Raw genomic sequence first — 26,224 nt, forward strand, 5'->3', positions numbered from 1 at the left:
GGCGCGTTCCAGCGCGGCGTGTTCGAAGCGGCCGAGAATATCAGCCACCGATTCGTCGACGGTCGTAATGCCGGCCACCGAGATCGGGCCGGGGATGATGCGCACGGCGTCCGCACTGTAGCGCGGATCCTCGGACTGCCACAGCTGGTCGCGTCCCCACCAACGCAGCAGGTCGTTGTCGATCACCGGGACGAACGGCATTGGCTTGGGGTATTCGTTGACCAAGGTGATGAACCATGCGGCGTCGGTCGGCTCAACCTCAAGCGTGTCGATCTGGGGGTAGTGCTCCCCCAGCCGGTTCAGCGACTGCTGCGGGTCGGATTCCACGTCGGCGCGCACCGCGAACAACGGCGTGAATTCACCGGATTCCTGGTCGCGCACGCGGGCTTCGATGCGCTGCAGCAGGTGCAGGTAGCGGTCCGCATAGGTCGGGTCGGCCCATGGGAAGGACAGGTCGACGAAACGCTGAGCCCACTGGCGGTAGGTCATCGAGGCAACATCACCGAAATACGGTTTCGCGGTCTTGTCGAGCGCGGCGATGATTTCGGCGCGGCGAGGCTCGATCTGCTCGGGGTGCTTCATCATCTCGACCAGCAGACGGCCGCAGCGCGCGGACGAATTCTCCAATTCGTAGATATCGGCGTGCAGGTGGCTCAAGCCGGAGCTCACCCCGCCGACCACCTTGCCGGACGGCACCCAACGTTCGCCGCGCGGGGCGAACGGATCGTCGCCGCCCTGTTCGAGCGTGATGCCGGGGGTTTCGACGAGCATGCGCTTGACTTGCGGGCTGGTATGCGCCTCCTTGGCGGTCATGACGGCGGTGCCGACAAGCACGCCGTCCACCGGCATGTCCGGCTCCCCGTAAGCGCGGGACCATCGGCCGGAGATGTAGTCCGCGGCGCGTTGCGGCGTGCCAATGCCGCCGCCGGCGACCAGCACGAGGTTCTCGCAGCCACGCACGTCGGCATAGGTGTTGAGCAGCAGGTCGTCCAACGATTCCCAAGAATGGTGGCCGCCGGCGGAACCGCCTTCGACCTCGGCGATGATGGTGACCGGGGCGACCGCTTTGGCGATACGTACCACCTGGCGGATCTGGTCGATCGTGCCCGGCTTGAACGCCACATACGGCAGGCCGTCGGCGCGCAGGGACGCGATGAGCTGCTTGGCTTCGTCGAACTCCGGGATGCCGGCGGAGACGACCACGCCGTCGATCGGGGCGCCAGACGCGCGTTTCTTCGGCACCAGACGCTGCGTGCCGAACTGGAGGTTCCACAGGTAGCGGTCCATGAACATCGCATTGAATTCGACCGTGCGGCCTTCTTCGAGTTCGTCCTCGAGCTCGGCCAGATGCCGGTCAAGCACCTCGGCGGTCACCTGGCCGCCGCCGGCGAGTTCGGCCCAGTATCCGGCGTTCGCCGCGGCCGCGACAATCTGCGGGTCCACGGTGGTCGGGGTCATGCCGGCCAGCAGGATCGGCGGTTTGCCGGTCAGTTCGCTGAATTTCGTGGCGATCCGGTCACCGGCGGGCGTGTGGATGACGTGCGGACGGTACGCCTTCCAATTCTGCAGGCGTTCGGGGTCGCCCGTCAGCGTGGACAGTGCGGCGCGGTCGGCGGTGCTTGCTGCCTCGACCACACCGGCGCCGCTGCCTTGGGCGAGTGCGGCGACCAGCTTGCCGGCAGTGGTGCCCGGACCCATATCGACAATCCACAATGCGGACGGATCCGTAGACTCAAGCAGCTTGTGCACGCGGCCTGTCCAATCCACATGGTTGATAAGCACTTCCTCGGCGAGTTCGCGAGCGCGCAGACCATCGAAACCGCACGCCTGCGCCCAGGCGACCGTCTGGTCGACGGCATCGGCCATCAGCGGGGAATGGAACGGCAACGTCACGTCAAGGTATTCGAGCGTCGGGTCGAACACCGAGCCGCCGCGCACCTTCTGCTCGCGCAGACGCGCCTGCTTGCGGTGTTCCTTGCCCGCGGCGAGCGCGAAGAGCGCCAGATCCTCCGGGTATCCAGACAGAACCTGATGGTCGGGGGCGTTTTCGACGGCGATGGAGATCGGCCCGCGGGTGGCGGGGATGCGCGCGATCAGGGTTTCGGTCTGCTCGCGGTTGGCGCCCTTGACCGACAGCATCGGGGTTGCGCCTTCGAGTTTGGCGTGCAGGCCGAGCAGCCGCGCTTGACGGGTGCCGGCGACGCCGATCAGTCGGGCCACGGCGAGGATTTCGTCAATCGGCTCCTGCGCGGCTTCGAGCGAGCCGGCACGCTGCAGTTCGCGGGCCATATGCACGCCAATGATGCCCTGCGAATGCCCGAGCAGCGCCACCGGCTTCGAAGCGGGGTTGTATCCCAGATGCACGGCGTCGATAATCGCTGCGAGCTGGGTGAGCGCGATGCCTTCGACGCTCACGGACGCATCCGCTGCGGCTCCGAGTGAGGCGCAGGACGGCTTGAATCCGAAGATGTCGGTCGGGTGTCCGGTCACCGCAAGCAGGTCGGCGGCCACCGGGGTCAGCAGGCGGTCGGCGGCGAGCACTTGGGCATGCAGATCCGCGGCTAGGGCCGGGTCGTCCATCGCATCGGCGAGCGCCGCGGTCCACGGGGTGGATTGCCCGCCGAACACCACGGCGTGCGGCTCGTTAACAAGCCTGGACAAGAAAGGTGTGGTACTGGTCATTATTGTTCCTTTGCTGGTTTCCATTCGATTCGTGTGTTGTTGATTGGTGTGGTTGACGTTGCCGGAAGCGCTTACATCGGCTGGTTGCCGTGATGCTTGTCGACCGGCCGGTGGCGGCGTTTGCCGGCGAGCGTGCGCAGGGCTCCGGCGATTGCCTCCCTTGTCTGTTCGGGGTCGATCATCGCGTCAATCTGCCCGGTTTCCATCGCAAGGTTCGCGTTGACGGTCGTAGCCTCATAGTCGGCCACGTACTTCGCACGCAGCGCTTCCACGTCCTGCCCGCGTTCCTTGGCTTTCTGCAGATCCTTGCGATGAATGATGTTGACCGCGCCTTGGGCGCCGAGCACCGCGATCTGGCTGGACGGCCAAGCGAGGTTAACGTCCGCGCCAATCGCCTTGGAGCCCATGACGATGTAGGCGCCGCCGAAGGCCTTGCGCAGGATCACCGTCACCATCGGCACCTGCGCGTTCGCATACGCGTAAATCACTTTCGCGCCGCGGCGGATGATGCCCACATGCTCCTGGTCGCTGCCCGGCTTGTATCCGGGGGTGTCCACGAGGGTGATGACCGGCAGGTTGAACGCGTCACATAGGCGCACGAAACGCGCGACTTTCTCAGAGGATTCCACGTCGAGGATGCCGGCGAGCGCGTTCGGTTGGTTGGCGACCACACCGACCGGGTGGCCTTCGATGCAGGCGAAGCCGACGACCGCGGATTTCGCGTACAGTTCCTGCACTTGGACGAATTCGCCATAATCGACGATGCCGTGGATGACATCGAGCATGTCGTAGGGCTGACAATCATTATCCGGCACGATGGAGGCGACGCGCGAGGCTGCCGCCTGGTCGGCGTGCGTGGACGCGTAGGCGAATACCGGCGGCTCACACTGGCAGTTCGACGGCAGGTAGGCGAGCACCGTGCGCGCGTAGTCAATCGCATCGGCCTCGTCTTCTCCGAGATAATGCGCGACGCCGGAGACCACGTTGTGCACGTAGCCGCCGCCCAGATCCGCCATGCTGATTGTCTCGCCAGTGGACGCCTTGACGACGTTCGGCCCGGTAACGAACATGTCGGAGTTCTCACGCGTCATGATGATCAGGTCGGTCAACGCCGGGCAGTACACGGCGCCGCCCGCGCACGGGCCGAGGATGATGGAGATCTGCGGGACAAAACCGCTCGCCTCGCAGGTCTTCTTGAAAATCCGCCCGTATTGGCTGAGCGCCGCGACACCTTCCTGGATACGCGCGCCGCCGGAGTCGATCAACGCGACAATCGGCACTTTGAGGCTGATGGCCATATCCATGAGGTGGCAGATCTTCTCACCTTCGGCCACGCCGAGCGTGCCGCCGCGCACCGAGAAGTCCTGCGCGTACACGGCGACCGTGCGCCCGTACACTTTGCCGAACCCGGTGATGACGGCCGAACCGGCAACCCCCTTGTTGATGTCGCCGCCGACGAAACGGCCGATTTCCTGGAAGCTGTCGGCGTCGAACAGCAGGTCGAGGCGTTCGCGGGCCGTGCCTTTGCCTTTGGCATGCTGGCGTTCGCGGGCGTGCTCCTCGGCGGCACGCGCAAGTTCGGCGGCTCGTCCCACGGCGGGGCGGATCGGCTGAGTCGCGTCATGCGCCGTGGAGTCCGCAAGTGCCGTGGAGTCCGCCGGTGCCGTGGTTGTCTGCGCTGCGGTCAGTGTGCTGCTCATTGCCGGTCTCCTTCCGCATCCTTGTCCGTCGATGTCCCGGATGCCTGTGCGCCTTCGGCCGCATGGATGTCGAGCTCGACAAGCGTCTGCCCGCCTTCGACACCATCCGCCGGGCCGACACAAATCTTCTTGACCGTACCGTTAATCGGCGCGTACACGTAGTTCTCCATCTTCATGGATTCGAGCACGACCAACAGGTCGCCCTTGGAGACGCTCTGACCTTCCGCCACGTTGACGCGGGTGACGATTGCCTGCATCGGCGAGGAGATGATGCCGCTTTTCGCGCCGTCATCCACCTTCGGCTTGCCGATATCATGCAATCCTTGACCGCGCAACGGCTGGGTGGCGCGTCGTGCGGACCGTGCGCGGGCGGCACCCGTCAGCCCGTCGACAATCGTCAGGGGGACAGTGAGTTTGACGCGCTTGTCATTGACTTCGATGACGAAGGAATCGCTGGCAACGGCCTTCTCCCCGGCCCCTCCAGCCACGGATGCGGGTTGTCCGGCACCTGCGGCCGCGGGTTCGCGGTTGAGATACTTGCGTTCCAGCCATTTGGTGGATACGCTGAACGGATGCTGTTCGGCGGTGAATTCAGGATCATTGAAAATCTGCTCGAACAGGCTCGCCGGCGACGGCACGCCTTCGATACGCAGCTCGCCGAGGGCGCGACGCACACGGGCGACCGCAGTCGCGCGGTCCTGCGCGGTGACGACGAGCTTGCCCATCAGAGAATCGAACTTCGGCGAAATCGTGTCTCCCGCCTTAACCCCGGAATCCACGCGGATCCCCGGTCCGGCCGGCCATTGCAGCCCGGTGAGTGTGCCGGAGCTCGGCGTCAGGTTCGTCGCGGGGTCCTCGCAGGTGATGCGCAGCTCGAAGCTATGGCCGCGGATGCTCTCCGGGCGGGTCAGGTGCCCGCCGGCGGCAATCGTCAATTGTTCACGCACCAGATCAAGCCCGCACACCTGCTCGCTGACCGTATGCTCGACCTGCAGACGCGGGTTGACTTCCAGGAAATACACCTTGCCCTGTTCGGTGAGCATGAACTCGCAGGTGCCGAGCCCCACATAATCTACCGCCTCGAACAGGCCACGCGAATAGCGTTCCAGAGCTTCAAGCGCTTTCGGCGGCATGAAGGGGGCCGGGGCCTCCTCGATGAGTTTCTGGTTGCGCCGCTGCACCGAGCAGTCGCGCGTCGAATACACGACAAAATCGCCGTGGCTGTCACGCCCGCACTGGGTTTCCACATGCCGCGCCTTGTCGATGAACCGTTCGACGAAATACTCGTCCAGATCCCCGCCCTGGAGCGCATCATGGCTTAAGTAGAAGCTGCGCAGCTCGTCGTCGTTGTGCACGATGGTGATGCCGCGGCCACCACCACCGTCCGTGCGTTTCATCATGATCGGATAGCCGTGCGTCTGCGCGAAATCAAGCAGCTCACGCATATCCTTGACCGGCTCGGAAATACCGGGGACGGGCGGGACCTTCGCACGGGCGGCGACCCGGCGGGCGGTGATCTTGTCGCCCAGATCGACCAGAGCCTTGGGGTCGGGGCCCACCCAGACGGCACCCAACTCGCGGACCTTGGTCGCGAACGACGGCACCTCGGAAAGGAACCCGTAACCGGGGTGTACCGCGTCGGCACCACTCCTGTGCAGAATGCCGATCAGCAGGTCCTCGTTGAGATACGTGTCGCGGTAGGTGTCGCCGGGCAGCAGGTAGGCTTCGTCTGCCATATCCACATACTGTTCGTCGCGATCCTGTTCGGCGTACACGGCGACCGTGCGGATGCCCATCTCACGGGCGGTTCGCACGACACGCAGCGCGATTTCACCGCGGTTCGCCACCAGAAGTTTGCTGACATTATTGACCATGCTTTCCAAGCTATGCCGCCGAGATCGCGTCTGGCGGGGGCATGGACGACAAAGAATCCGCGATCTTTTTGTAACCCTCCACAAACGTCACCGTAAGTTGGCTTGCGATTTTCGGCGGTATTCCGCCATTGAGCGCTTTCGTCGCAACCGACCGGACACATCGGCGACATTGGCGGGCGCAATCGGGTCCATAGAATGATGGCCAGCACGCCCCTGACCGGGCATTGCATGAAAGTTGCATGAAAGGAAGGGATTCCCATGTCACATCAGACACCATCCGCCGCGCTGGCTTCCGCGGCCCCTACCACCGTCCGCCGCCTGCTGCGTTCGGCAGGTATGTCGCTGCTGTTCGCGCTGCTGCTGTGGGCTGCAGCCGCCGCCGGGCGCATCCCGATTCCCGGCACTCCGGTCGGCATCACCTTGCAGACCTTCGTCCTGATGCTTGCCGCGTTGAGCCTGGATTGGCGCGAAGCCGGCGGCGCGGTCGTGCTGTACCTGCTCGCTGGCGCTGCAGGACTGCCGGTGTTCTCGGGCGGCATGTCCACGCTGGCGCTGGTCGGCCCGAGCGCCGGCTTCCTGTTCGGCTTCCTGCCGGGCGTGATCGTCACCTCCCTGCTCAAGGGCAAAGCACGTGGCACGGGTGCACGTGGCTACTGGCTGACCGCCGCGAGATATTTCAGCGCTTCGCTGGTCGGCTGCGTGGTGATTGTGTACGCCTTCGGTGTGAGCATCCAGGCGATGCTCACACATGTTCCGCTGAGCGCTGTGGCGCTTGCTTCGCTCGGGTTCGCCGGCGGCGACCTGCTCAAGGCGGTTGTCGCCTCGGCAGCCGTCAGCGGGCTGTCCTCGCGTATCGCCCGTGACGCCAAGTGACGTCGAAGAACGCCAGATAATGTCAAATAACGGCAAGTAACGGCTGGGCGCGCTAGTTGCACCAGTCCGATAACGAAAGACCGTCGCCCCGATTGCGTGGGGCGGCGGCCTTTCGCGTATGTGCATTCGTTGTCTGTCACCGTTGAGGACGGCGGGCCTTCAGCTGGCGGTCAGTGAGTCATCAGTGCTCATCAGTCAAGAACACCGACATCACCGGTCGTCACCGTATGCTCGACTCCCTCGTCGTCCACGATTGCCAGTGAGGCGTCCGGATTGATGCGGATAGCACGCCCGACAATCGTCTCACCCCCGACGAGCCTGGCTTCCACCCTCCTGCCGAGTGTCCAACTCACCTGCCGGGTCTCCTCAAGCAGCTGGGCTGCGTAGGCCTTGCGGTCACGCACAAACCGGGCGATACGGTCACGCAGGCCGGCCATGATTGCCGCCGCGATGAGGTCGCGCAGCACTTGCACGTCCGGCAGCGGGTCGACATGCAGCTGCAAGGATGTGGATTGCGGGGTCGGCAGGTTTTCCGCGCGCAGGGCGAGATTGATGCCGATGCCGATGATCACGCCGGTGCGATGCTCATCCAAGGGCACGAGCTGCACCAGAATCCCGCCGAGTTTCAGGCCATGGCAGAAAATGTCGTTCGGCCATTTGATGGCCAGCGTGCAATCCTGCTGACGCGGACGGGCGCCGCTGGAGAACACCGCCGACCGGATCGCGTCGCGTGAAGCAAGACCGGCGAGTGTCGGCAGCCACCCGTTGACCGTATCATCAGCCACGACATCAGCGGGCATCACCGTGACGAACGACACCGTGAAGGACTCCCCCGGACGGTTCACCCACGCGCGCCCAAGACGACCATGACCGCCGGTCTGGTAGTCCGCGGCAATCACCGTGATCTTCCCGTCATCCGCCGGGTCGCCCCCGATCCGCCCATCGGCGAGCATCTCGCCGGCGAGTGTGTTCGTCGAATCCACCTCGGCCAGCGCGATCAGCCGGTCAGCCTCCTGTTCGGTCCGCGGCATGCGCGGAACCGTCCCCTGTTTCGTCATCATGGCACCAGCCTACCGCCGAACAACGCGTTTGTCGCGGATGTACGCGCCGGGTGGCCCCAAGCTGCGGATTGACCTCGGCTGCGGAACCGGCAGGCGGCCAGGATACGAGCCCACCAAACCCGCCATCGTGTGAGCCAATCCTCACACAACCACCTCCACGGCTACGCCCGCAGCCATCGCGGACCCCTCCTGCACCCAGCCCCGGCTCCTTGCGTCAGACTACAATGCTCAAACATGACCGAAGCCACGCGAACCTCGAGAGCCACGACCACGCCATCCGTGCAACCCGATCAAGCGGCAAAGCGTTCCAAGACCACGACGGGCAGGCATTCCTCGCGCCGCGCACAGGCCGGCGCCATCGCCCGGTGGACGCTGGCGACCCTCGCCGTCCTGTGGCTGAGTTTCTGCACGGCGATCGGACCGTTCTATTGGTACGGTGGCAGCATCGCCGACTGGGGATTCGTCAACACCATCTATTTCCTGCTCGCCCTAGCCATCTACCTGATGCTGCTCATCGCGTTGGTGCGCGTCGGCGGCGGGCTTGCGGCCATCCCGTCATCCGTTCGCTCCGTTTGTCGTCGGGCGGCGGCAGCGATCGGAACCTACTGTCGCACCGGATGGCGGCGGAACATCAGCAAGCCTTGGCACGCCTTGGCACGCATGTGGCGGCGATTTACAGCCACACGATTTGCGCATGCCGTCGGACGTTGCTGGACCGCCGTCCGCACGTATACCCCGCGCATCATCATGCGGTGCACACGCAGTTGGATCGGCCTCGCGCTCATCATGTTCATCGGATGGCTGTGGGTGCCGGTCACCCTGCTGTCCGCGTTCGGCGCCGACATCCGCTCGCAAGTGCGGGAATTCAGCTGGGCTTGGAACCAATGGACGGGCTTGCAACAGCCGTATACCGGGTTCTTCGCCTTCGTCCCGATGGATATCTACCCGACCGCGCACTACCTGTGGCCGCAAGACCCGACCTATCTGACGGATCAGCACAATCTCGTGCTCACCGTGTTCTACGGTGCCGTCGCCGCCGCATCCCGGTATTTCACCGGTTCAAACGATGCAGGATATGTCGTGCTGTCCTCGTTGCAGTTCCTGTTCGCGGTCTTCTGCTGTTCGGCCACGATGCACCGATTCCTCAACCTGCCGTGGCTTGGACCTGAGTCCGGGAAGGACACCGAGGCCACCGTTGTCCCGAACAGCGAACCAGGGAGTACACCCGGGGATTATCCGCATGCGGTCGCGCGGGCCGGCGTATGGCAGCGCGCCATCATCATCCTGTTCTTCCTGCTGTGCCCGATCGCGGTGTTCTCCACTATCAGCCTGACGAAATCACCGCTGTTCGCCTTCGCATTCGTCTGGTGGTTCGGCATCGCCTACCAGCTGCATATGACACGCGTCAAGCGCGGCGAGACACCCCGTCGGCTGCCCGCACGTACCCTCGCCGCATTCATCGCGAGCGCCTGCGTCATGCTGATCAGCGCGAAATACGCGTGGTACATTCTCCTCGCGCAGACGGTCATTATGCTCATCGCCGACCGTGGGCGCTGGAAGACCTACATCGTTGCCCTGCTGCTGCCGGCGGTCATCCTGCATGGCGGCCTGGTCCTTCTGGTATCTACCGGCAAGGTCATCAACGGCGACCCGATTGAAAGCCGCGGCATCCAGCTGCAGCAAATCGCGCGCGTTGCCCGGCGCAATCCCGAAGGCATCCCCAAGGACGCGGCGGACAAGCTCGCCCCGATCTTCAACCTTGACCAGATGGGCGAATCCTACTTCCAGCAGGATGCCGACCCGGTGAAATCCTCCGGGATCCAATCCAAGAAAGTCAGCTATCGTTGGCGTTCCGTCACAAAAGAGGATATGGCTGATTTCAACAGCGCGTGGTGGCAGATCGTCAAGGCGAATCCGGTCATCGCGGCGGATGCGTTCTTCGCTGAATGCTTCGGCTATTTCGACATCGCCGATCTGCCGTATGTCTCCATGGACTATTACGTGACCAGCGATTACGTGGTGAACAACACCGAATGGATCAAGGACTGGCAGCCGCAATGGCGTGAGAATATCGCGAGGTTCGCGCGCAACTGGGGCAAAATCCCCGTGCTCGGATGGGTCACGCACGGCAATTTCTATGTCATTTTGACCCTGCTGTTCGGCGCCGCGGAAGTGGTCCGCCGCCGTTGGCGCACTTTGGCGTGGCATATGCCGTTGTTGCTGCTCATGGGCGTGATGATCACGTCGCCGGCAAACAACTTCGAACGCCATATGCTTCCGCTGACTTTCGTGTTCTGTTTCGTCGCGTTGACCTACTGGCGCGAGTCCAGGGGTTGCCATGAAACGCGTATCGCCGGGCCCGAGGACAGTGCGGGTGGACATCACCGTGACACTGAATCCGGGCGGGACTAGGCTGGCACTATGGTTTCCGTTTCTGCACACTCCGGGTCAGACTCCGATCGCAAGGATCTGCTTGACCTGTTGATGGCCCGTCTCGCCGTGCTATTGGGAGACGATGTGCTGGAACGCGACCGGCCGGCCGACGTTGCCGGAACCGGTGCTGTGGGAACGACAGATGAAACCGCCGGAACAGCCGGAACACCCGGAACCGCCGACCAATCGAATGCTACCGCGGCAACGGCACCAGGGTCGCCGCACCCGGCCGACGCCCGGACCCTGCTCGAATCCATTGTGTTCGCGTGTCTCGCGGAAAGCACGGACGACGAGCGGGTCGTCTCGCTGATGCATACGCTCGGATGGCCTGCGCATTATGTCTGCTGCAGTATCGCCGGCACTCCCCCGGCGCACGATGTCGCCTCATGCGCGGCATCAATTCGGAGCCAATTGCCGCCTCATGCCGACGGTACCCCGCAGGATTGTCTGATCGGCGAGCATGACGGGAATCTGGTGGCGTTGGTGCGCGTCGATGACGGAACCAGCCCGGACCAAGTCGCGCATATCGCCGAAACGTGTTTCGATGGGCATGAACCGATTTGTCTCGGGCCAACCCGGCAGAACGCCGACGGTGCGTCCCGCGCCATCCGGGCCGTCATCAACGCCCTGTTCGCGCTCAACGCCTGCACGCGCGAAGTGCCGCAACCCATGCGATGCGAGGACCTGCTTCCGGAACGTGCCCTCATGGGCGATGAGGATGCGCGCGACGAACTAATCACATCAATCTACGAGGCGCTCAAAGGCGACAATCCCAATGATCCGACACTCCAAACGGTCAGCATTTTCCTTGATTCCGGCGCTTCGCTGGATGCGACGGCCCGGGCGCTGAGTGTCCACCCAAATACCGTGCGGTACCGGCTCAAACGGGCCACGGAAATTTGCGGTTGGGATGCAACCGATACACGCGAGGCATATGTGCTCTCGACGGCGATTACGCTCGGACGGCTACGCGATGCCGGTTTGTGGCGCGATGACGGCACGCTGTAGGGTGTACTGCTGACTTCCCGGACACCTTCTGGGAATCCTTTGTTATTGGCATCCTGACAACTTCGGAACTGACACTGACAATTCCGACCTTAGTAACCCGGACGTGCCGGACTGCGAAGTACTGGACACGAATATGCTGGGCTCTGACAACTGGGCACGAAAGACCCACCGAAAAGACCCGCCCCCATAAAAATGGGAAAGCCCCATGCACACCGGCAATCGGCATGTATGGGGCTTGTGCGTTCTCGTTCCGCCCTAGGCTCGAAATAACGGACGGAACCAGAAATCAGGCGAGTGTCGCGGTATCCAGCGGGATGCCGGGGCCCATCGTGGAAGTGATGGTCGCCTTGGTGATGTAGCGGCCCTTCACGGTGGACGGCTTGAGACGCTTGATCTCGTCGGCCACTGCCTTGAAGTTCTCGTCAAGAGCCTTCTCTTCGAAGGACATCTTGCCGATCAGGAAGGACAGGTTGCCGTGCTTGTCCACACGGAACTCAATCTTGCCGCCCTTGATATCCTTGACAGCCTTGGTGACGTCCATGGTCACGGTGCCGGTCTTCGGGTTCGGCATCAGGCCACGCGGGCCGAGGATACGGCCGAGACGGCCGACCTTGCCCATCATGTCCGGGGTAGCCACGACAGCGTCGAAATCGAGGAAGCCGTCCTGGACCTTCTGCACGAGATCGTCATCGCCAACGATGTCGGCGCCGGCCTCGGTGGCCTCGGTGGCCTTCGGGCCACGGGCGAACACAAGGACCTTGGCGGTCTTACCAGTGCCGTTCGGCAGGTTGACGACGCCGCGCACGAGCTGGTCGGCCTTGCGCGGATCCACGTTCAGACGGTACACGGCTTCGATGGTCTCATCGAAACCACGCTTCGGCATGCTCTTGAGCAGAGCGATCGCCTCAGGAGCGGTGTACAGGTTGTTACGATCGACCTTCTCGGCCGCCTCGCGGTACTTCTTGGAGTGCTTCTTAGCCATCTGTCCTTCTCCTCTCAGTCGGTGACCGTGATGCCCATGGAGCGGGCGGTACCTTCGATGATCTTCATGCCAGCCTCGACGTCGCGGGCGGACAGATCAGGCATCTTGATCTCGGCGATTTCGCGGACCTGAGCCTTGGTGACGGTACCGACCTTGTGGGTCAGCGGGTTCTCGGTGCCCTTCTGGATACCGGCGGCCTTCTTCAGCAGAGCTGCGGCCGGCGGGGTCTTGAGCACGAAGGTGAAGGAACGATCTTCGTAAACGGTGATCTCAACAGGGACGACCTGGCCCATCTTGTCCTGCGTGGCCGCGTTGTAGGCCTTGCAGAAGTCCATGATGTTGACGCCATGCGAACCCAGAGCCGGACCCAGCGGCGGGGCGGGGTTCGCCTTGCCAGCCTGGATCTGAAGCTTGATCAGCGCTGTGACTTTCTTCTTAGGAGCCATTGTCTGGTTCTTCTTTCTGTGAAGCGGTGGTTACGGTCGCCACGCACGAGGCGCGGTCTCCTCCCGCAACGTTCATTGCTGTGCTGTGCTAGCGGGTCTCCCCTCCAGACACAAACATCACTATTATGCTCGTTCGCCTCGACAACATCAGTGTCGCCATGCCCATGATGCGGTGTGGCACGAAGACACCGACTACGCCGTGACCATCACCACCCAGAACTCCCCCTCCTCACAAACCAGCTACGCTCAGCCCCCACCCAGCGTAACTAGATTGGATGTGCCGAGCACAATGACAATGGCGGCGGCACCCGGTGAGGTGCCGCCGCCATTGAGTATGAACGGATTGTTGGGATTCAGTCGATCTTCTCGACCTGTCCGAAGCCGAGCTCCACAGGCGTGTCGCGACCGAAGATGGACACGAGCACGGTGAGCTTCTGCGTGGTCGGCTCGACGTCGGAAACCACAGCCGGCATGGTCGCGAACGGACCGTCGGTGACGGTGACCTGGTCGCCAACCGCATAGGAGACTTCGAGCTTGCGCTTCTTCGCGGCAGCAGGCTTGTCTCCTGCCGCCTTCAGCGCTTCGGAAGCAATCATCGGCGCCATCATCTGCACGACTTCCTCGCGCGACAGCGGTGCCGGATCCTTGGTCGGGCCGACGAAGCCGGTCACGCCCTCGGTTTCACGCACGATACGCCGGGCGTCCTCATCCGGCCACATACGAATCAGCACATAGCCAGGCACGCGGACGCGGGTGATAACCTTCTTGCCCTTTTCGGTGTGCTTCTCGACCTCTTCCATCGGCACTTCCACCTGGAAGATCTGATCCTCGAGACCGAAGCTCTGCACACGAGATTCGATGTTGGTCTTCACGCGCTTTTCATAGCCGGAGTACGTATGCAGCACATACCACTTGCCATCGAGTGTGCGAAGGCTCTTGGAGAACTCTTGGACAGCCTTGGTGCCGGCATCCTCAGCCGGTTCGTCTTCCTTGGCTTGCGTCTGATCGGACTCGCCTTCGGATGCTTCGGGAGCATCCGTCGCCTCGGCATCGCCAGCGGTCTGCTCGGTCTGCTCCGGCTCGGCGCTCTGGGCGTCGTCCGCGGCGGGCTGGGCGTCAGCTTCCGACGCCACCTGCTGCTGGGCCGCAGGAATATCACCGTTCGCTGCATCCTCATCGGATACCACATCTGGCAACGAATCCAGATTCTCGAGATTCACTTCATCATCCATGCTTACTTAACCTTCGTGTGTACGGATCAGCCGAAAACGAGCAACACGAGCTTGCCCAAGCCAAAGTCCATGGCAGTGACCAGGGCCATCAGCACCAGCACAAACACGAAAACCGCGAACGACCAAGAGAACAGCTCTTTGCCGGTAGGGGTCACAACCTTGCGCAACTCATTGAACGTCTGCTTGATATACAAGCCGATCCGCATGAAAATATTGGGCTTACGCGGCTTGTCTGTACGTGCCTTGGCCATTTCCATCCTTCGCTCGGCTACTGAACATCCAAAAGACTGGCAGGGACGGCGGGACTCGAACCCACAACCTACGGTTTTGGAGACCGTTGCGCTACCAATTGCGCCACATCCCTAGGTGAACTCTGCTCATTCTATCGAAACGACGGGACTGAGCAAAACCGCCAAGAGGTCATCTTAGCGGGTACTCGCGATTTAGTCCAATCGGGTTCCGCCACACGCGTCATACCGCCGAAAATCAGAGTGTCGAAATGGCGCGGGCACCGACGCGACTGCGGCATCGGTGTAAACGACAAGTGCCCGGCCACGACCCACGCCGTGACCGGGCACCGCACCCCCTACCGGGAATCAGCCAATCCACTCCTTGAAGTAGCGCATGCCCTTGGCCAGATCCTCGTCGGAAAGCGCATAAGAGAAACGCAGGTAGCCGGGAGCGCCGAAGGCCTCGCCCGGAACCGCGGCGACATGGCCTTCGTCAAGCAGCAGCGCGGCGAATTCCTGCGACGTATGGGCGACCGAACCGTTGGCGCCCAGCGGCTTGCCGAGCAGTTCCTCGATATTCGCGAACGCATAGAACGCGCCGGTCGGCATCGGGCAATGCACGCCCGGAATCTCGTTGAGGGCGGTGACGATGGCGCGACGGCGCTTGTCGAAGGCCTCACGCATCGCGGCCACGGCGGACAGGTCGCCGGCGACGGCGGCGAGCGCGGCACGCTGGGAGACATTGGCGACATTCGACGTCATATGGCTCTGCAGCTTGGTCTGCGCCTTGGCGACCTCGAGCGGGGCAACGGTCCAGCCCACGCGCCAGCCGGTCATCGCATACGTCTTCGCCACGCCGTTAAGCACGAGTAGCTGGTTGCGCACTTCGGGTACCTCGGCGCCGACATAAGCGGTCTTCACGCCGTCATAGTTGAGGTGTTCGTAGATTTCATCGGAAACGACCCACACGTGGTGTTCCACCGCCCACTCGCCGATTGCCTTGATGGTTTCGCGGCTCCACACGGCGCCGGTCGGATTGGACGGCGAGGTGATGATGATTGCCTTGGTGCGATCGGTACGCGCCGCTTCGATTTTGTCGATATCCGGTTCGAATCCCTGCTCGGCGCCGGAGAACACCGGAACCGGCTTGCCGCCGGCGAGCTTGACAACCTCAGGATAGCTGGTCCAATACGGGGCGGGGATGATAACTTCGTCACCGGGATTGAGCAGCAGCTGGAATACCTCGTACACAGACTGTTTGCCGCCGTTGGTGACCACGACTTGGTCAGGCGAGACCTCGTAGCCGGAATCGCGCAGCGTCTTGCGCGCGATCGCCTCACGCAGCTCGGGCAGACCGGCCGTCGGAGTGTAGCGGTGGTTCTTCGGGTCACGGCATGCAGCCGCCGCGGCGTCGACGATGTAATCAGGGGTGGGGAAATTCGGCTCGCCCGCACCGTAGGCCACGATGTCGATGCCCTGCGCCTTCATCGCCTTCGCCTTCGAATCGACAGCGAGGGTCGCGCTGGGGGCGACATTGTTGACACGGTCGCTCAGGTTCTGCCAGTCAGCCATAGTCATGGCCCCTACTGTAATCGCTACGGGCGAAAACCGTCCCGCTGCCGCGACACGCACTCGTACGGCGCAAACGGGACGGTCGCGGTATGGCCGCTGCCAACGGGACGCCGCCATATACCAGACATAGCACGAAATCACGAAACGACAGTCACGAAATGGCAGTCACGCCGTCACTCCAATCGCTCGAAGCATATGATGACGATTCGTGCGAATCCCACAAATCGCGCAAATCCCGCTAATACCGCAGGTCACACAAGAACGAGATTATCGCGATGCACAAGCGGATGCGCGTACTCGTCGCCGAAGAAACGCCGCAGCTGCGCGGTGTTGCGCCCCAGCATGCGCGGGATTTCCTCGGAATCGTAGCCGGAGAGCCCCTTGGCAATATGCTTGCCGGATTCGTCGTCAATCCAGATCGGGTCGCCGGCGGAAAAATCGCCGCGCACCTCGAGAACACCGGCGCTCAGCAGGCTCGCACGGCCGGCACGCACGGCTTGTGCAGCTCCTGTGTCCACGACAAGCACGCCACGCGGATGCGACGCGAATTTAATCCACAACCGCCTCGACGAACCACGCCGCTTGATGGGCGCGAACGCCGTACCCACCGGGTCGCCCATCAAGGCCGGCCCTGCATTCGCAGCGCAGGTGAGCACTGCGGGAATGCCCGAGACCGCAGCCATATGGGCGGCTTCCAACTTGGTGACCATGCCTCCGGTACCGACGCCGGAGGAGCTGCCCGCGACTTTGACCTCATTGAGCGCGCGCTCAACATCGGGTACGAAGTCGATTTTCTTCGAACCGGGTTGGCTCGGGGGCGCGGTATACAAGGCATCCACGTCAGTGAGCAGCACGAGGGCGTCCGCACGCACGATATTCGCCACCAGCGCGGACAGGCGGTCGTTGTCACCGAACCGGATTTCGTTATTCGCCAGAGCATCGTTCTCGTTGACGACTGGCACAACGCCCAAATCAAGCAAACGATCCAAGGTGCGCTGCGCGTTGTGGTATTGCGTCGCCCTGATCGTGTCCTCCGCGGTGATGAGGATTTGGCCGACCCGGATGTCGAAACGGCTGAACGACACCTCATACCGGGCCATGAGCAGTCCCTGGCCGACGGATGCGCACGCCTGCTGCGTCGCGATATCGGCCGGCCGACGTTCGAAGCCGAGCGGCCCGAATCCGGCAGCGATAGCGCCCGATGACACGAGGACGATGCGCGCCCCTTGCAACCGCGCGCATGCGAGTGCCGCGACCAGCGCGTCCAGTTTCGCCGGGTCAAGATGCCCCGAAGGCTTGGTCAGCGAACTGGAACCGACCTTGACCACAATCGTCTGCGCTTGCGCGATGGACCGTCTGACTCTCTCATGCGTGGGCTGCGCCATTACTCCCCGGCTTCCTCGCTGTCCTGCTCCTGGTCGTCACCGGCCTCGCCACGTCCGAACAGGCTTTCGCGGTCATGACGGTCGTCGTCCACGCTCGGATCGGCCCAGTGGCCGGCCTTGCGTTCCGCCATCATCGCCTCGCGCACAGCCGCACGGGCATCCATCATCTCGTGGTATTCGCGCCGGCGTTCCGTATTCGTACGGCGCCGGGCACGCGGATCATTCGCCTCGAGACGCAGATCCTTGCCGCGCGAGCCCAGTTGCGAGCCGTCCAGCATCTCGGCACCCGCCGCGATGGTCGGATCCCAGTCAAAGGCGACCGCGCGGTCGCCCCGCCCGATGCGCACCTCGTCGCCCGCATGCGCGCCTTGGCGCCGCAGCTCGTCCTCGACACCAAGCTTGGCCAGCCGATCGGCGAGATAGCCGACGGCTTCGTCATTGTCAAAGTTCGTTTGGACGACCCAACGTTCCGGTTTGGTGCCGGTGACGGTGTACCACACGTCGCCGTTGCGGTTCGTTTCGCGCTCGACCTTGAAATCAGCCTCAGCGGCCGCGGCGGGGCGTCTGCGACCCTTGCGTTCGAGCGGCTTGATGACGACGCGCTCGTCCTCCTGCTCCTGCTCGCGGCGCGCAACCTCCTTGCGCATCTGGGTGACCAGCTCGCCGAGGGCATACCCGAGTTCTTTGAGGCCGGCGTGCGAAGCGGTGGACACCTCGAACACGCGCAGCCCCATCTTCTCGAATTCGGGACGCACAAAATCCGCGAGTTCCTTGGCTTCAGGCACATCGACCTTGTTGAGCACGATGATGCGCGGACGATCGGGAATCGGAATCGCGCCCACCGGCAACTCCAGCTTGTCCGCGTACTGGGCGAGCTCATGTTCGAGCGCGTGGTAGTCGGACACCGGGTCGCGGTCGGGTTCGAGGGTCGCGCAGTCGATCACATGCACGATGATTTCGGTACGCTCGATATGGCGCAGGAATTCCAAGCCAAGCCCCTTGCCTTCGGAGGCGCCCGGGATCAGACCCGGCACATCCGCGATGGTGTACCGGTAATCGCCGGCCATGACCACGCCGAGATTCGGCACCAGCGTGGTGAACGGGTAATCGGCGATTTTCGGCTTGGCGGCGCTCATTGCTGCAACCAAGCTGGATTTGCCCGCAGAGGGGAAGCCAACGAGCGCGACGTCCGCAATTGACTTGAGCTCGAGGACGACATCGCGTTCCTCACCCGGCTCACCAAGCAAGGCGAAGCCCGGAGCGCGACGCGTACGGTTCGCCAGCGCGGCGTTGCCGAGCCCGCCTGCACCGCCCGCAGCGGCGACGAACCGGTCCCCCACATGTCGCAGATCCGCAAGCAGTTCGCCGGGACGCTTCGTCTGGCCCTTGGCACCTTTCGCGGTGAAAATCATCGTACCGACCGGTACCGGCAGGATCAGGTCCTTGCCTTTCGAACCATCTTTCGTATCTCCCAAGCCCATGGTGCCGCTGTCGGCCGTGCGGTGGGGAATGAACCGGTAATCCAGCAGGCTGTTCGCGTTCTCATCCGCCACAAAGATGACGGAACCGCCATCGCCGCCATTGCCGCCGTTGGGGCCGGCAAGCGGCTTGTATTTCTCGCGCCTGATGCCTGCGGAGCCGTTGCCCCCGTCGCCGCCCTTGACATGGACGGTCACCCGATCAACAAAATCTGCCATAGTGTCACCTTACGTCGTCCGACCGCCGGTGAACGCACAAGACGGACGGGAATTCATGGATAATCAACGATACCGCCATACCGCGATATCATGCGCGATGCGCCCTAAGACTGGCCCGCAGCGATACGGGACCACCGTCACGACGCGACGCACCGGAACAGCCGCATCACAAGCCGCGCCGGAAGTCACCCAGCAAATCGTGCCGCGAGCGGCACTGAGCAATAAAAAAGCCGCGTCCGACAACGGGCGCGGCTTCAGGTATTGATGCGTCAGGCGGTGACGACGTCGACGACCTTACGGTCACGACGGACACCGAACTTCACGCTGCCGTCCTTGAGGGCGAACAGGGTGTGATCCTTGCCCATGCCGACGTTCTCGCCGGGATGGAACTTGGTGCCGCGCTGACGGACGAGGATGTTGCCGGCGAGCACGGACTCGCCGCCGAACTTCTTCACACCGAGGTATTGAGGCTGCGAATCGCGCCCGTTACGTGAGCTGGAAGCGCCCTTCTTATGTGCCATGATCTAATTCCTTTCGGTCCTCAAGAACGCTCAGGCGATCTCGGTGATCTTGACGAGGCTGAGCTTCTGACGATGGCCCTTGCGACGGGTCACGCCAGTCTTGTTCTTGTACTTCATGATGTTGATCTTCGGGCCCTTGGCTTCGTCGTTCACGACTTCGCCCTTCACGGAGACCTTGGCAAGGTCCTTGGCGGCAAGGGTGACCTTGGAGCCGTCGACTACGAGCGCGACCGGGAACTCCACGGTATCGCCCTGCTTTGCATCGAGACGGTTGACCAGGATGACGTCACCGACCTCGACCTTTTCCTGATGGCCACCGGCCTTCACAATCGCGTACATATTCCGTTCCTTATGTTGTGGAAAGCTTACTGTCCAGCGCGTTCGAGCCTCCGGCCAGACACCAACTATCAAAACTACACCGACCCGCGTACATCCGTCAAGTCGATGAAACAACGCGTGTCAGCCTTCGGACACCGGTCTCGTACCGGTGCCCGAAGGCCGTCAGTCACCGTTCGGTGTCACCGTCCGTATTGCCGGCATCGACTGCCGAGTCTGCCGAGTCATCAGCCTGTGAGGCGGCATTGTGCTCGGCGCGCTCTGCGTTTTCTGCGTTCTCGGCGTTATTGGCCGCTACCGCCGCCGCGGCGATCTGCGCAAGCTTGGCCTTGACCGCCGGGCTCGAGCCCTTCGGCGCCTGCACCTCAGGAGTGCCATGGCCGTGCTTGTTCGTCTTGACGAACGGATCGCCGCCCTTCATCGCGTACGGATCGTCATACTCGGCACTGACCGTCGGCTCGTCATGGATGATGAAGCCGCGGCCCTTGCACGTCGGGCACTCCTCCGAGAAAGCCTCGACCAAGCCCTGGCCGATGCGCTTGCGCGTCATTTGCACCAAACCGAGCGAAGTGACCTCGGCGACCTGATGCTTCGTACGGTCACGCGCCAGGCACTCGACCAAGCGGCGCAGCACCAAGTCACGGTTCGCGGGCATCACCATGTCGACATAGTCGATCATGATCATGCCGCCGATGTCACGCAGACGCAGCTGGCGGGCGATTTCCTCGGACGCCTCAAGATTGCACCTGGTGACGGTTTCCTCAAGGCTCTTGCCCTTACCGATGAACCGGCCCGTGTTCACGTCAATCGTGGTCATTGCCTCGGTGCGGTCGATGACGATTGAACCGCCGGACGGCAGGTATACCTGACGTTCCATGCCCTTGCGCAGCTGGGAATCAATCTGCCACTTGTCGAACACGTCCTTGCCGCCATGCTCCTCGGGATCCCACTTGACCAGCTTGTCACGCAGGTCCGGGGCCATCGTGTCGAGATATTCCTCGATCCGCTCGTACACGCGGTCGCCTTCGACGATCATCTGGGAGAAATCGTCGTTGAAGATGTCACGCACCACGCGGATGGCGACATCCGGCTCGCCCTGCAGCAGCTTCGGACGCTTGCCGTGCAGATACAGGTCGCGCTTCTCGCAAATCTTGTCCCACTGCCGGCGCAACGCCTCGAGATCCTTCTCGATGGCCTCCTCGGAAGCGCCTTCAGCTGCGGTACGGATGATCACACCCATATCCTTCGGAGCGATCTTCGAAACGATGGACTTCAGGCGAGCACGCTCACGGTCAGGCAGCTTGCGGCTGACGCCCGTCATACCGCCGGACGGTACGAGGACAAGGAAACGGCCTGCGAGCGTGACCTGCGAGGTCAGACGCGCACCCTTGTGACCGATCGGGTCCTTGGTGACTTGCACGAGCACCGGGTCGCCTGACTTGAAGGCGAGCTCGATGCGGCGCGGCTGCCCTTCAAGACGCGTGGTGTCCCAGTTGACCTCGCCGGCGTACAAGACGCCGTTACGCGGCTGGCCGATATTCACGAACGCCGCCTCCATGCTCGGCAGCACGTTCTGCACGCGGCCGAGATAGATGTTGCCGACGGTGGCGACCTCCTGGATGTCGGAGACATAATGCTCAACCAGCACGTTGTCCTCGATCACCGAGATCTGCGTATGGTGGCCGCGTTCGCGCACAACCATGAGCCGGTCGACATGCTCGCGGCGGGCGAGGAAGTCCTGCTCCATGATCTGGTTCTGGCGGCTGCGCTCACGACGGTTGTCGCGGCGACGCTGCTTCTTGGCCTCGAGACGGGTGGAGCCTTCGACATCGGTGATTTCGTCGATGTATTGCTGCTTGCGGGAACGGCGGACCGGCTCTTCGCTCTCCTCCACGCCCTTGCCTGAACGACGGCGACGACGGCGACGGGTGACTGTTGTATCCTCGTCCTCGTCACGGTGGCGGTGGCGCACCTCGAGGATCTGCTCGTTGTCGTCCTCGGACTCCTCGCGGGACGACCGGCGGCGACGGCGACGGGTGCGGGTGTCCTGAGCGTCCTCATCGTCATCGGCATGGTCGTCCTTGCGTGAGCCGTCGGCGTTCCGATTGCCGGACATCACTTCGGTGATCGGGGTATAGGCGATGTCGTCGTATTCGAGGTCTTCTTCAATCTGTTCGACCTCGGCGGCGGCACGACGCTCCTGTGCATTCAATCGGCGGGAACGTCGACCGCGACGAGGTTCGTCTTCTTCCCGATCGTCGGCGGCGGACTCGTCACGACTGTCACGGCTGTCACGCGAATTCGCGCTCTGATTGGAGCGTTCGTCATCACGTTCCACATCATCTTCACCGCGGCCGCGACCACGACGCGAGCGGGTACGGCGAGTGCGGCGAGGTTCGCGTTCCTCGTCACGTTCGTCACGCACATCACGCGCATCACGACGGTCGGAATCATCTTCGGATTCCATGTCATCGGCGTCGGAGGCGGACGCCCCGGAAGACTGACGCGACGGCAGCACCGGCTCCTGGAAGAGCAGGGATGTCATCGGCTTGGAACGGCGATGCGTCCGGGTGGCGGACGGTGCTGCATCCCCATGCTCGTGGGAGAGGGAATCAAGCGCATCCTGGACACGCTCCTCCGGAGTTTCCGCGTCGGCTACGCCATGGCCGCCCAGAGCGGCAGTATCTGCGACAGGCTGCGCGGACGGCTCATCATCGGCAGCGATACGGGTACGACGGCGGGACCTCGTTGAGGTGCCGTGCGACCCTGCCGCGCGGGAAATCCGGCGGCGGCCACGGTGCGGCGCATGCTGTTCCCCGTCCGTTTCAGCATCTTCCGTTGCGTTGTCCGCAGACGCAGTGTTGCGCACGGGAGTCGGATCAATCGCCGGCTCTTCGAACAACGGCTTGGGGTGCTCCTCAACCTTCAGCGCAAGGTCCGCGCCTGCGGCCCCTGCGCCACGCACGACACGACGGCCTCCGCGACGCCGGCGAACCGGGGCCGAGAACGTCTCAGACGAAGCCGCCTGATGCTGTGCCGATGCTGGAGTCGTGTTGGTCTGCTGCTGCGCTTCGCGGGATTCATTCGAATCGTCTGCGAAGCCCTGTTCTTCTGTTCTGGGCACAATGCTCCTCGCGATATGCTGCAGCCATATCGCCTTTTTCCGGCCCCGCACAGTGGTCACACCGCGCTCTCACCGCGGCCGCGCACCATTCGCGCCCATACGGGGCAATACATACAAAAGTCTAGCTGCGCGACGGCGGACACCGGCGCTCGCATTGGCCACCATAGCCGGATTGCGAGGGGATCGACGCCATCAAACGCATGACGGCTGTTGCAGAACCGTCACACTCAAGTATGACACAAAAATGCGAAGCTCGCGCACAAGTCGAAAAATCGGCAGTATTGTTCGTGCTTGCGGCGATTATGCCCTGACCACGCGTGAATACGCCAGGATTGCGTTGAGCACACACCGAGATTGTGCAGGTATTTCGCGGTGCCTACTCGGTGCCTACTCGGGGGAATGCACGGAACTCGTGCTGGAATCGAGGACTACGCCAGCCAATCCAGCAGGATGGATGCCATACGCGTCAATTCGCTGGCTGCAACCTGCTCATCATGCTTATGGGCGAGCAACGGACTGCCGGCCCCGAGATTGACCGCCGGGACGCCGAGCTGAGCGAAGCGTGCGACATCAGTCCACCCAAGCTTCGCCTGCGGATCGTGGCCAGTACGCTCCTTGACCAACGCTGCGAGCGAGGCGGCGAGCGGATCGTCCATACCGGGGCGCGCGCTCGGCGACTCGTCCTTCATCTCGATGCCGAAGCCCGCGAACATGCCGCCGGTCGCCACATGCTCGCCGTTGCCCAGCTCGGCACCCGCATCTGCACCCATCATCAGGGCCTTCGCCTGGGCGATGGTCTTGTCGGGCGCGAAACGGTAATTGACATGGACGCGGCACTCGTCGGGGATGACGTTCGTGCCTTTGCCCCCGGAAATCAGCGTGGCGTTCACGCCTTCGCGATACACCAGCCCGTCCACGGTCACGTCCTGCGGCTCGTACGCGTTGAGCGTATTAAGGATCGGTGCCGCCTTATGGATGGCGTTCGAGCCCATCCACGCGCGGGCCGAATGCGCCGCCACGCCGTGCGTGATCACATCGAAACGGATGGTTCCGTTGCAGCCGCCTTCGATGCCGCAATCCGTCGGCTCGCCGATCACCGCAAAATCGCCCTGGATCCAATCAGGATGGCTTTCTGCGACCTTGCGCAAACCGTTCTTCTCCGCCGCGACTTCTTCATGGTCGTAGAACACGAAGGTGAGATCGTATTTCGGATTCTTGAGATTCGCCGCGAGATACAGCATCACCGCATCCGAGGCTTTCATATCGGTGGCACCCCGCCCCCACATCACCCGTTCGCCAGGGTATGCGGCGGCTATGTCCTCGCGGATCAGCGGATCGCCCGGTTCCAGCCAGCGCGGCGGGAAATTGTCGATTACCGGGACCGTGTCCAGATGCCCGGCGAGGACTACCCGGCGTTCCCGGCCCAGATTCGTGGACGCGACCACGGTATCGCCATGCCGCCGCACCGTCAGATGCGGTTGGCGGGACAGGAACGCCTCGACCTCATCAGCCAACGGGCCTTCGTCGTCGCTGACGGAATACCGGTTCATGATATCAGTGAACATCCGCTCGATTTCGGTACGCATCCGCTCGGTTTCGCTGTTGTTTCCACCGTTATCCGTCATTGTCATGTCATCCTCCGTCAATCAGGGAAGGCCAATCGGGAAGACCGGCATGCGCGCCTCGCAACCCACACCACCGCCAATACCCGCCTATTTCGTCATGTCTCATCATCGCAAAGGTCATGGATACCCGCACGGAATGTCTCAGATTCCCGTTTTCAGTGCGTTTACGGGTATCCTGCCGGCGATGCCCGTGATACGAGACCATGGACGCGCGCCACACCGCAAAGACGGATACTGGAGTCGAGACGCACGCCAGAAGGCCATCGTCGCCGATGACGCTTACCATGCGAAACGCGGAACCGGTATCGCAACCGTGTCCGGATAGCGGACATGCTGGCCGCAAGGCTTGGAGCATCGGACAGAACAAACATCAAGACGAGGAGAGGTGGGAATGCCAGGTTTACTGAGCGCCATGGAAGGATTCTGCGTGATCGGCATCGTGATCGCAGTCGGGTATGTGGCCGCCCGCATGCAAATCGGCGGGTCGAGCGCGCAGATGGTGCTCAACAGGTTCAGCTTCTTCATTTCCAGCCCCTGCCTGATGTTCGCAATCCTGTCCAAAGAGAAGATTTTCGCGATTTTCCACTCCTCGATTTTCGTGGCGTTCTTCTCAGCCATGCTGGTCGGACTGGTGTTCCTGATCCTCAATCAGCTGTTCTTCCACATGAAGGCCGCGGACGCGACCATCGGCGCGCTCAACTCGCTCTACCTCAACTCGAACAATATCGGCCTGCCGATTGCCACATACATTCTCGGAAATCCCGCACTGGTCGCTCCGATTCTGGTCATGCAGCAGGCGATTTTCACCCCGGTGGCACTGACCGTGCTGGATGTGACCACCAAGGGCGAGGTATCCATGAAACGCATTCTGTCGCAGCCGCTGCACCAGCCGCTGCTCATCGGGTCGCTCGGTGGCATCATCGTCTCGGCAATCACCTCGAAAACCGGGCATTTCATCATCCCTGACTTCATCTACGACCCAATCAACATGATCGGCGAATCCGCGGTGCCGATGATCCTCATGGCTTTCGGCATGTCGTTGCATGGCACCAAGCCGATGCAGAACAAGAGCGATGTGCCGGCGACCGTCACCGTCGCAGTGCTGAAGAATATCGTCATGCCGATTATCGCGTTCCTGCTGTCGTACTACGTGATGGGCTTCCGCGGCGCGACCCTGTACGCGTGCGTGGTGCTCGCGGCCCTGCCAACCGGCCAGAACGTGTACAACTATGCGGCGCGGTACAACGTGGGACTCACCTTCGCGCGCGACGGCATCCTGCTCAGTACGCTGACCAGCCCGATCTTCATCGCAATCGTGGCCGCGCTGCTGTCCTGAACGCACGCTGCCTCCACGCGAAGCTGATCGCCTGTTCTCACAAACCGTCTACGCTAGGCGGCGCATTTCCGTACCTAGTTTGTGAAAAAGCACAAACCGGTTACGCT

Annotated in this window: 20 protein-coding genes, 1 tRNA gene and 1 pseudogene; 6 read left to right on the forward strand and 16 right to left on the reverse strand. The window is 62.7% G+C overall.

Going from position 1 to position 26,224, the window contains the following annotated elements:
- Positions 1 to 11 precede the first annotated feature (11 nt).
- From ACTQYB_RS04525 to ACTQYB_RS04535, 3 genes and pseudogenes are all read right to left on the reverse strand, one after another.
- Positions 12 to 2,682 (reverse strand): annotated as a pseudogene (locus ACTQYB_RS04525) (fatty acid synthase subunit beta domain-containing protein); the annotation flags it as partial.
- A gap of 71 nt (positions 2,683 to 2,753) precedes the next feature.
- Entirely contained in the window at positions 2,754 to 4,382 is a 1,629-nt protein-coding gene (locus tag ACTQYB_RS04530) for an acyl-CoA carboxylase subunit beta (protein WP_441482021.1), read from the reverse strand.
- A complete protein-coding gene (locus tag ACTQYB_RS04535) occupies positions 4,379 to 6,256 on the reverse strand; it encodes an acetyl/propionyl/methylcrotonyl-CoA carboxylase subunit alpha (RefSeq protein WP_441482022.1) in 1,878 nt (625 codons plus the stop codon). Before ACTQYB_RS04535 ends, ACTQYB_RS04530 begins: the two co-directional genes overlap by 4 nt.
- 258 nt (positions 6,257 to 6,514) lie before the next feature.
- On the opposite strand from ACTQYB_RS04535, the gene ACTQYB_RS04540 reads away from it, so the two are divergent.
- Positions 6,515 to 7,129 (forward strand): biotin transporter BioY, encoded by a 615-nt coding sequence (locus ACTQYB_RS04540; protein WP_412170494.1) that lies wholly within the window; start codon positions 6,515 to 6,517, stop codon positions 7,127 to 7,129.
- Between the two features lie 191 nt (positions 7,130 to 7,320).
- Here the strand turns inward: ACTQYB_RS04540 and ACTQYB_RS04545 are convergent, their stop codons facing one another.
- Positions 7,321 to 8,190: a biotin--[acetyl-CoA-carboxylase] ligase gene (locus ACTQYB_RS04545; RefSeq protein ID WP_441482023.1), complete on the reverse strand. Its 870-nt coding sequence runs from the start codon at positions 8,188 to 8,190 to the stop codon at positions 7,321 to 7,323.
- A gap of 234 nt (positions 8,191 to 8,424) precedes the next feature.
- On the opposite strand from ACTQYB_RS04545, the gene ACTQYB_RS04550 reads away from it, so the two are divergent.
- Positions 8,425 to 10,602 (forward strand): DUF6020 family protein, encoded by a 2,178-nt coding sequence (locus ACTQYB_RS04550; RefSeq protein ID WP_441482024.1) that lies wholly within the window; start codon positions 8,425 to 8,427, stop codon positions 10,600 to 10,602.
- A gap of 9 nt (positions 10,603 to 10,611) precedes the next feature.
- Positions 10,612 to 11,631: a PucR family transcriptional regulator gene (locus tag ACTQYB_RS04555; protein ID WP_441482025.1), complete on the forward strand. Its 1,020-nt coding sequence runs from the start codon at positions 10,612 to 10,614 to the stop codon at positions 11,629 to 11,631.
- Between the two features lie 286 nt (positions 11,632 to 11,917).
- Here the strand turns inward: ACTQYB_RS04555 and rplA are convergent, their stop codons facing one another.
- The 8 genes from rplA to obgE all read right to left on the reverse strand — a co-directional run bounded on the left by rplA (position 11,918) and on the right by obgE (position 19,175).
- Positions 11,918 to 12,613 (reverse strand): 50S ribosomal protein L1, encoded by a 696-nt coding sequence (gene rplA, locus ACTQYB_RS04560; protein ID WP_015451044.1) that lies wholly within the window; start codon positions 12,611 to 12,613, stop codon positions 11,918 to 11,920.
- A gap of 14 nt (positions 12,614 to 12,627) precedes the next feature.
- Positions 12,628 to 13,059, reverse strand: a complete 432-nt coding sequence (gene rplK / locus ACTQYB_RS04565) for a 50S ribosomal protein L11 (RefSeq protein ID WP_015451045.1) — start codon at positions 13,057 to 13,059, stop codon at positions 12,628 to 12,630.
- 353 nt (positions 13,060 to 13,412) lie between these two features.
- Positions 13,413 to 14,291, reverse strand: a complete 879-nt coding sequence (gene nusG, locus ACTQYB_RS04570) for a transcription termination/antitermination protein NusG (protein ID WP_321046898.1) — start codon at positions 14,289 to 14,291, stop codon at positions 13,413 to 13,415.
- Positions 14,292 to 14,317: 26 nt separating this feature from the next.
- Positions 14,318 to 14,542: a preprotein translocase subunit SecE gene (gene secE / locus ACTQYB_RS04575; RefSeq protein ID WP_015451047.1), complete on the reverse strand. Its 225-nt coding sequence runs from the start codon at positions 14,540 to 14,542 to the stop codon at positions 14,318 to 14,320.
- Positions 14,543 to 14,579: 37 nt separating this feature from the next.
- A tRNA-Trp gene (locus ACTQYB_RS04580) sits at positions 14,580 to 14,655 on the reverse strand.
- Between the two features lie 232 nt (positions 14,656 to 14,887).
- Positions 14,888 to 16,093 (reverse strand): pyridoxal phosphate-dependent aminotransferase, encoded by a 1,206-nt coding sequence (locus tag ACTQYB_RS04585; RefSeq protein ID WP_321046903.1) that lies wholly within the window; start codon positions 16,091 to 16,093, stop codon positions 14,888 to 14,890.
- A 251-nt stretch (positions 16,094 to 16,344) separates the two neighbouring features.
- Positions 16,345 to 17,478: a glutamate 5-kinase gene (gene proB / locus ACTQYB_RS04590; protein WP_441482026.1), complete on the reverse strand. Its 1,134-nt coding sequence runs from the start codon at positions 17,476 to 17,478 to the stop codon at positions 16,345 to 16,347.
- Positions 17,478 to 19,175, reverse strand: a complete 1,698-nt coding sequence (gene obgE, locus ACTQYB_RS04595; protein WP_321046900.1) for a GTPase ObgE — start codon at positions 19,173 to 19,175, stop codon at positions 17,478 to 17,480. Before obgE ends, proB begins: the two co-directional genes overlap by 1 nt.
- Positions 19,176 to 19,230: 55 nt before the next feature.
- Between obgE and ACTQYB_RS04600 the strand changes: the two genes are divergently transcribed.
- Entirely contained in the window at positions 19,231 to 19,440 is a 210-nt protein-coding gene (locus ACTQYB_RS04600) for a hypothetical protein (protein WP_441482027.1), read from the forward strand.
- A gap of 4 nt (positions 19,441 to 19,444) precedes the next feature.
- Here ACTQYB_RS04600 and rpmA read toward each other — a convergent pair whose 3' ends face one another.
- The 4 genes from rpmA to dapE all read right to left on the reverse strand — a co-directional run bounded on the left by rpmA (position 19,445) and on the right by dapE (position 24,787).
- Positions 19,445 to 19,696 (reverse strand): 50S ribosomal protein L27, encoded by a 252-nt coding sequence (gene rpmA / locus ACTQYB_RS04605; RefSeq protein ID WP_015451051.1) that lies wholly within the window; start codon positions 19,694 to 19,696, stop codon positions 19,445 to 19,447.
- Between the two features lie 30 nt (positions 19,697 to 19,726).
- Positions 19,727 to 20,035, reverse strand: a complete 309-nt coding sequence (rplU, locus tag ACTQYB_RS04610) for a 50S ribosomal protein L21 (protein WP_015451052.1) — start codon at positions 20,033 to 20,035, stop codon at positions 19,727 to 19,729.
- Positions 20,036 to 20,201: 166 nt separating this feature from the next.
- Positions 20,202 to 23,156, reverse strand: coding sequence for an Rne/Rng family ribonuclease (locus tag ACTQYB_RS04615; RefSeq protein ID WP_441482028.1), 2,955 nt, complete (start codon positions 23,154 to 23,156; stop codon positions 20,202 to 20,204).
- Between the two features lie 428 nt (positions 23,157 to 23,584).
- Positions 23,585 to 24,787 carry a succinyl-diaminopimelate desuccinylase gene (gene dapE, locus ACTQYB_RS04620; protein ID WP_321046705.1) on the reverse strand — a complete coding sequence of 401 codons (1,203 nt, stop codon included), beginning with the start codon at positions 24,785 to 24,787 and terminating at the stop codon, positions 23,585 to 23,587.
- Positions 24,788 to 24,965: 178 nt separating this feature from the next.
- Here dapE and ACTQYB_RS04625 point away from each other — a divergent pair, with 178 nt between their 5' ends.
- Together ACTQYB_RS04625 and ACTQYB_RS04630 are read left to right on the forward strand one after the other, a co-directional pair.
- Positions 24,966 to 25,106: a hypothetical protein gene (locus tag ACTQYB_RS04625; protein ID WP_321046704.1), complete on the forward strand. Its 141-nt coding sequence runs from the start codon at positions 24,966 to 24,968 to the stop codon at positions 25,104 to 25,106.
- Between the two features lie 66 nt (positions 25,107 to 25,172).
- Positions 25,173 to 26,117: an AEC family transporter gene (locus tag ACTQYB_RS04630; RefSeq protein ID WP_441482029.1), complete on the forward strand. Its 945-nt coding sequence runs from the start codon at positions 25,173 to 25,175 to the stop codon at positions 26,115 to 26,117.
- The last annotated feature ends 107 nt before the right edge of the window (positions 26,118 to 26,224 follow it).

This window comes from Bifidobacterium sp. LCP19S3_E9 (assembly GCF_052121135.1).
Taxonomy (GTDB): domain Bacteria; phylum Actinomycetota; class Actinomycetes; order Actinomycetales; family Bifidobacteriaceae; genus Bifidobacterium; species Bifidobacterium thermacidophilum.

Coding starts and splice junctions, on each gene's coding strand:
- ACTQYB_RS04530 (WP_441482021.1), bottom strand. CDS start 4,382: ATGAGCAGCACACTGACCGCAGCGCAGACAACCACGGCACCGGCGGAC.
- ACTQYB_RS04535 (WP_441482022.1), bottom strand. CDS start 6,256: ATGGTCAATAATGTCAGCAAACTTCTGGTGGCGAACCGCGGTGAAATC.
- ACTQYB_RS04540 (WP_412170494.1), top strand. CDS start 6,515: ATGTCACATCAGACACCATCCGCCGCGCTGGCTTCCGCGGCCCCTACC.
- ACTQYB_RS04545 (WP_441482023.1), bottom strand. CDS start 8,190: ATGATGACGAAACAGGGGACGGTTCCGCGCATGCCGCGGACCGAACAG.
- ACTQYB_RS04550 (WP_441482024.1), top strand. CDS start 8,425: ATGACCGAAGCCACGCGAACCTCGAGAGCCACGACCACGCCATCCGTG.
- ACTQYB_RS04555 (WP_441482025.1), top strand. CDS start 10,612: ATGGTTTCCGTTTCTGCACACTCCGGGTCAGACTCCGATCGCAAGGAT.
- rplA (WP_015451044.1), bottom strand. CDS start 12,613: ATGGCTAAGAAGCACTCCAAGAAGTACCGCGAGGCGGCCGAGAAGGTC.
- rplK (WP_015451045.1), bottom strand. CDS start 13,059: ATGGCTCCTAAGAAGAAAGTCACAGCGCTGATCAAGCTTCAGATCCAG.
- nusG (WP_321046898.1), bottom strand. CDS start 14,291: ATGGATGATGAAGTGAATCTCGAGAATCTGGATTCGTTGCCAGATGTG.
- secE (WP_015451047.1), bottom strand. CDS start 14,542: ATGGCCAAGGCACGTACAGACAAGCCGCGTAAGCCCAATATTTTCATG.
- ACTQYB_RS04585 (WP_321046903.1), bottom strand. CDS start 16,093: ATGGCTGACTGGCAGAACCTGAGCGACCGTGTCAACAATGTCGCCCCC.
- proB (WP_441482026.1), bottom strand. CDS start 17,478: ATGGCGCAGCCCACGCATGAGAGAGTCAGACGGTCCATCGCGCAAGCG.
- obgE (WP_321046900.1), bottom strand. CDS start 19,175: ATGGCAGATTTTGTTGATCGGGTGACCGTCCATGTCAAGGGCGGCGAC.
- ACTQYB_RS04600 (WP_441482027.1), top strand. CDS start 19,231: ATGGATAATCAACGATACCGCCATACCGCGATATCATGCGCGATGCGC.
- rpmA (WP_015451051.1), bottom strand. CDS start 19,696: ATGGCACATAAGAAGGGCGCTTCCAGCTCACGTAACGGGCGCGATTCG.
- rplU (WP_015451052.1), bottom strand. CDS start 20,035: ATGTACGCGATTGTGAAGGCCGGTGGCCATCAGGAAAAGGTCGAGGTC.
- dapE (WP_321046705.1), bottom strand. CDS start 24,787: ATGACAATGACGGATAACGGTGGAAACAACAGCGAAACCGAGCGGATG.
- ACTQYB_RS04625 (WP_321046704.1), top strand. CDS start 24,966: ATGCCCGTGATACGAGACCATGGACGCGCGCCACACCGCAAAGACGGA.
- ACTQYB_RS04630 (WP_441482029.1), top strand. CDS start 25,173: ATGCCAGGTTTACTGAGCGCCATGGAAGGATTCTGCGTGATCGGCATC.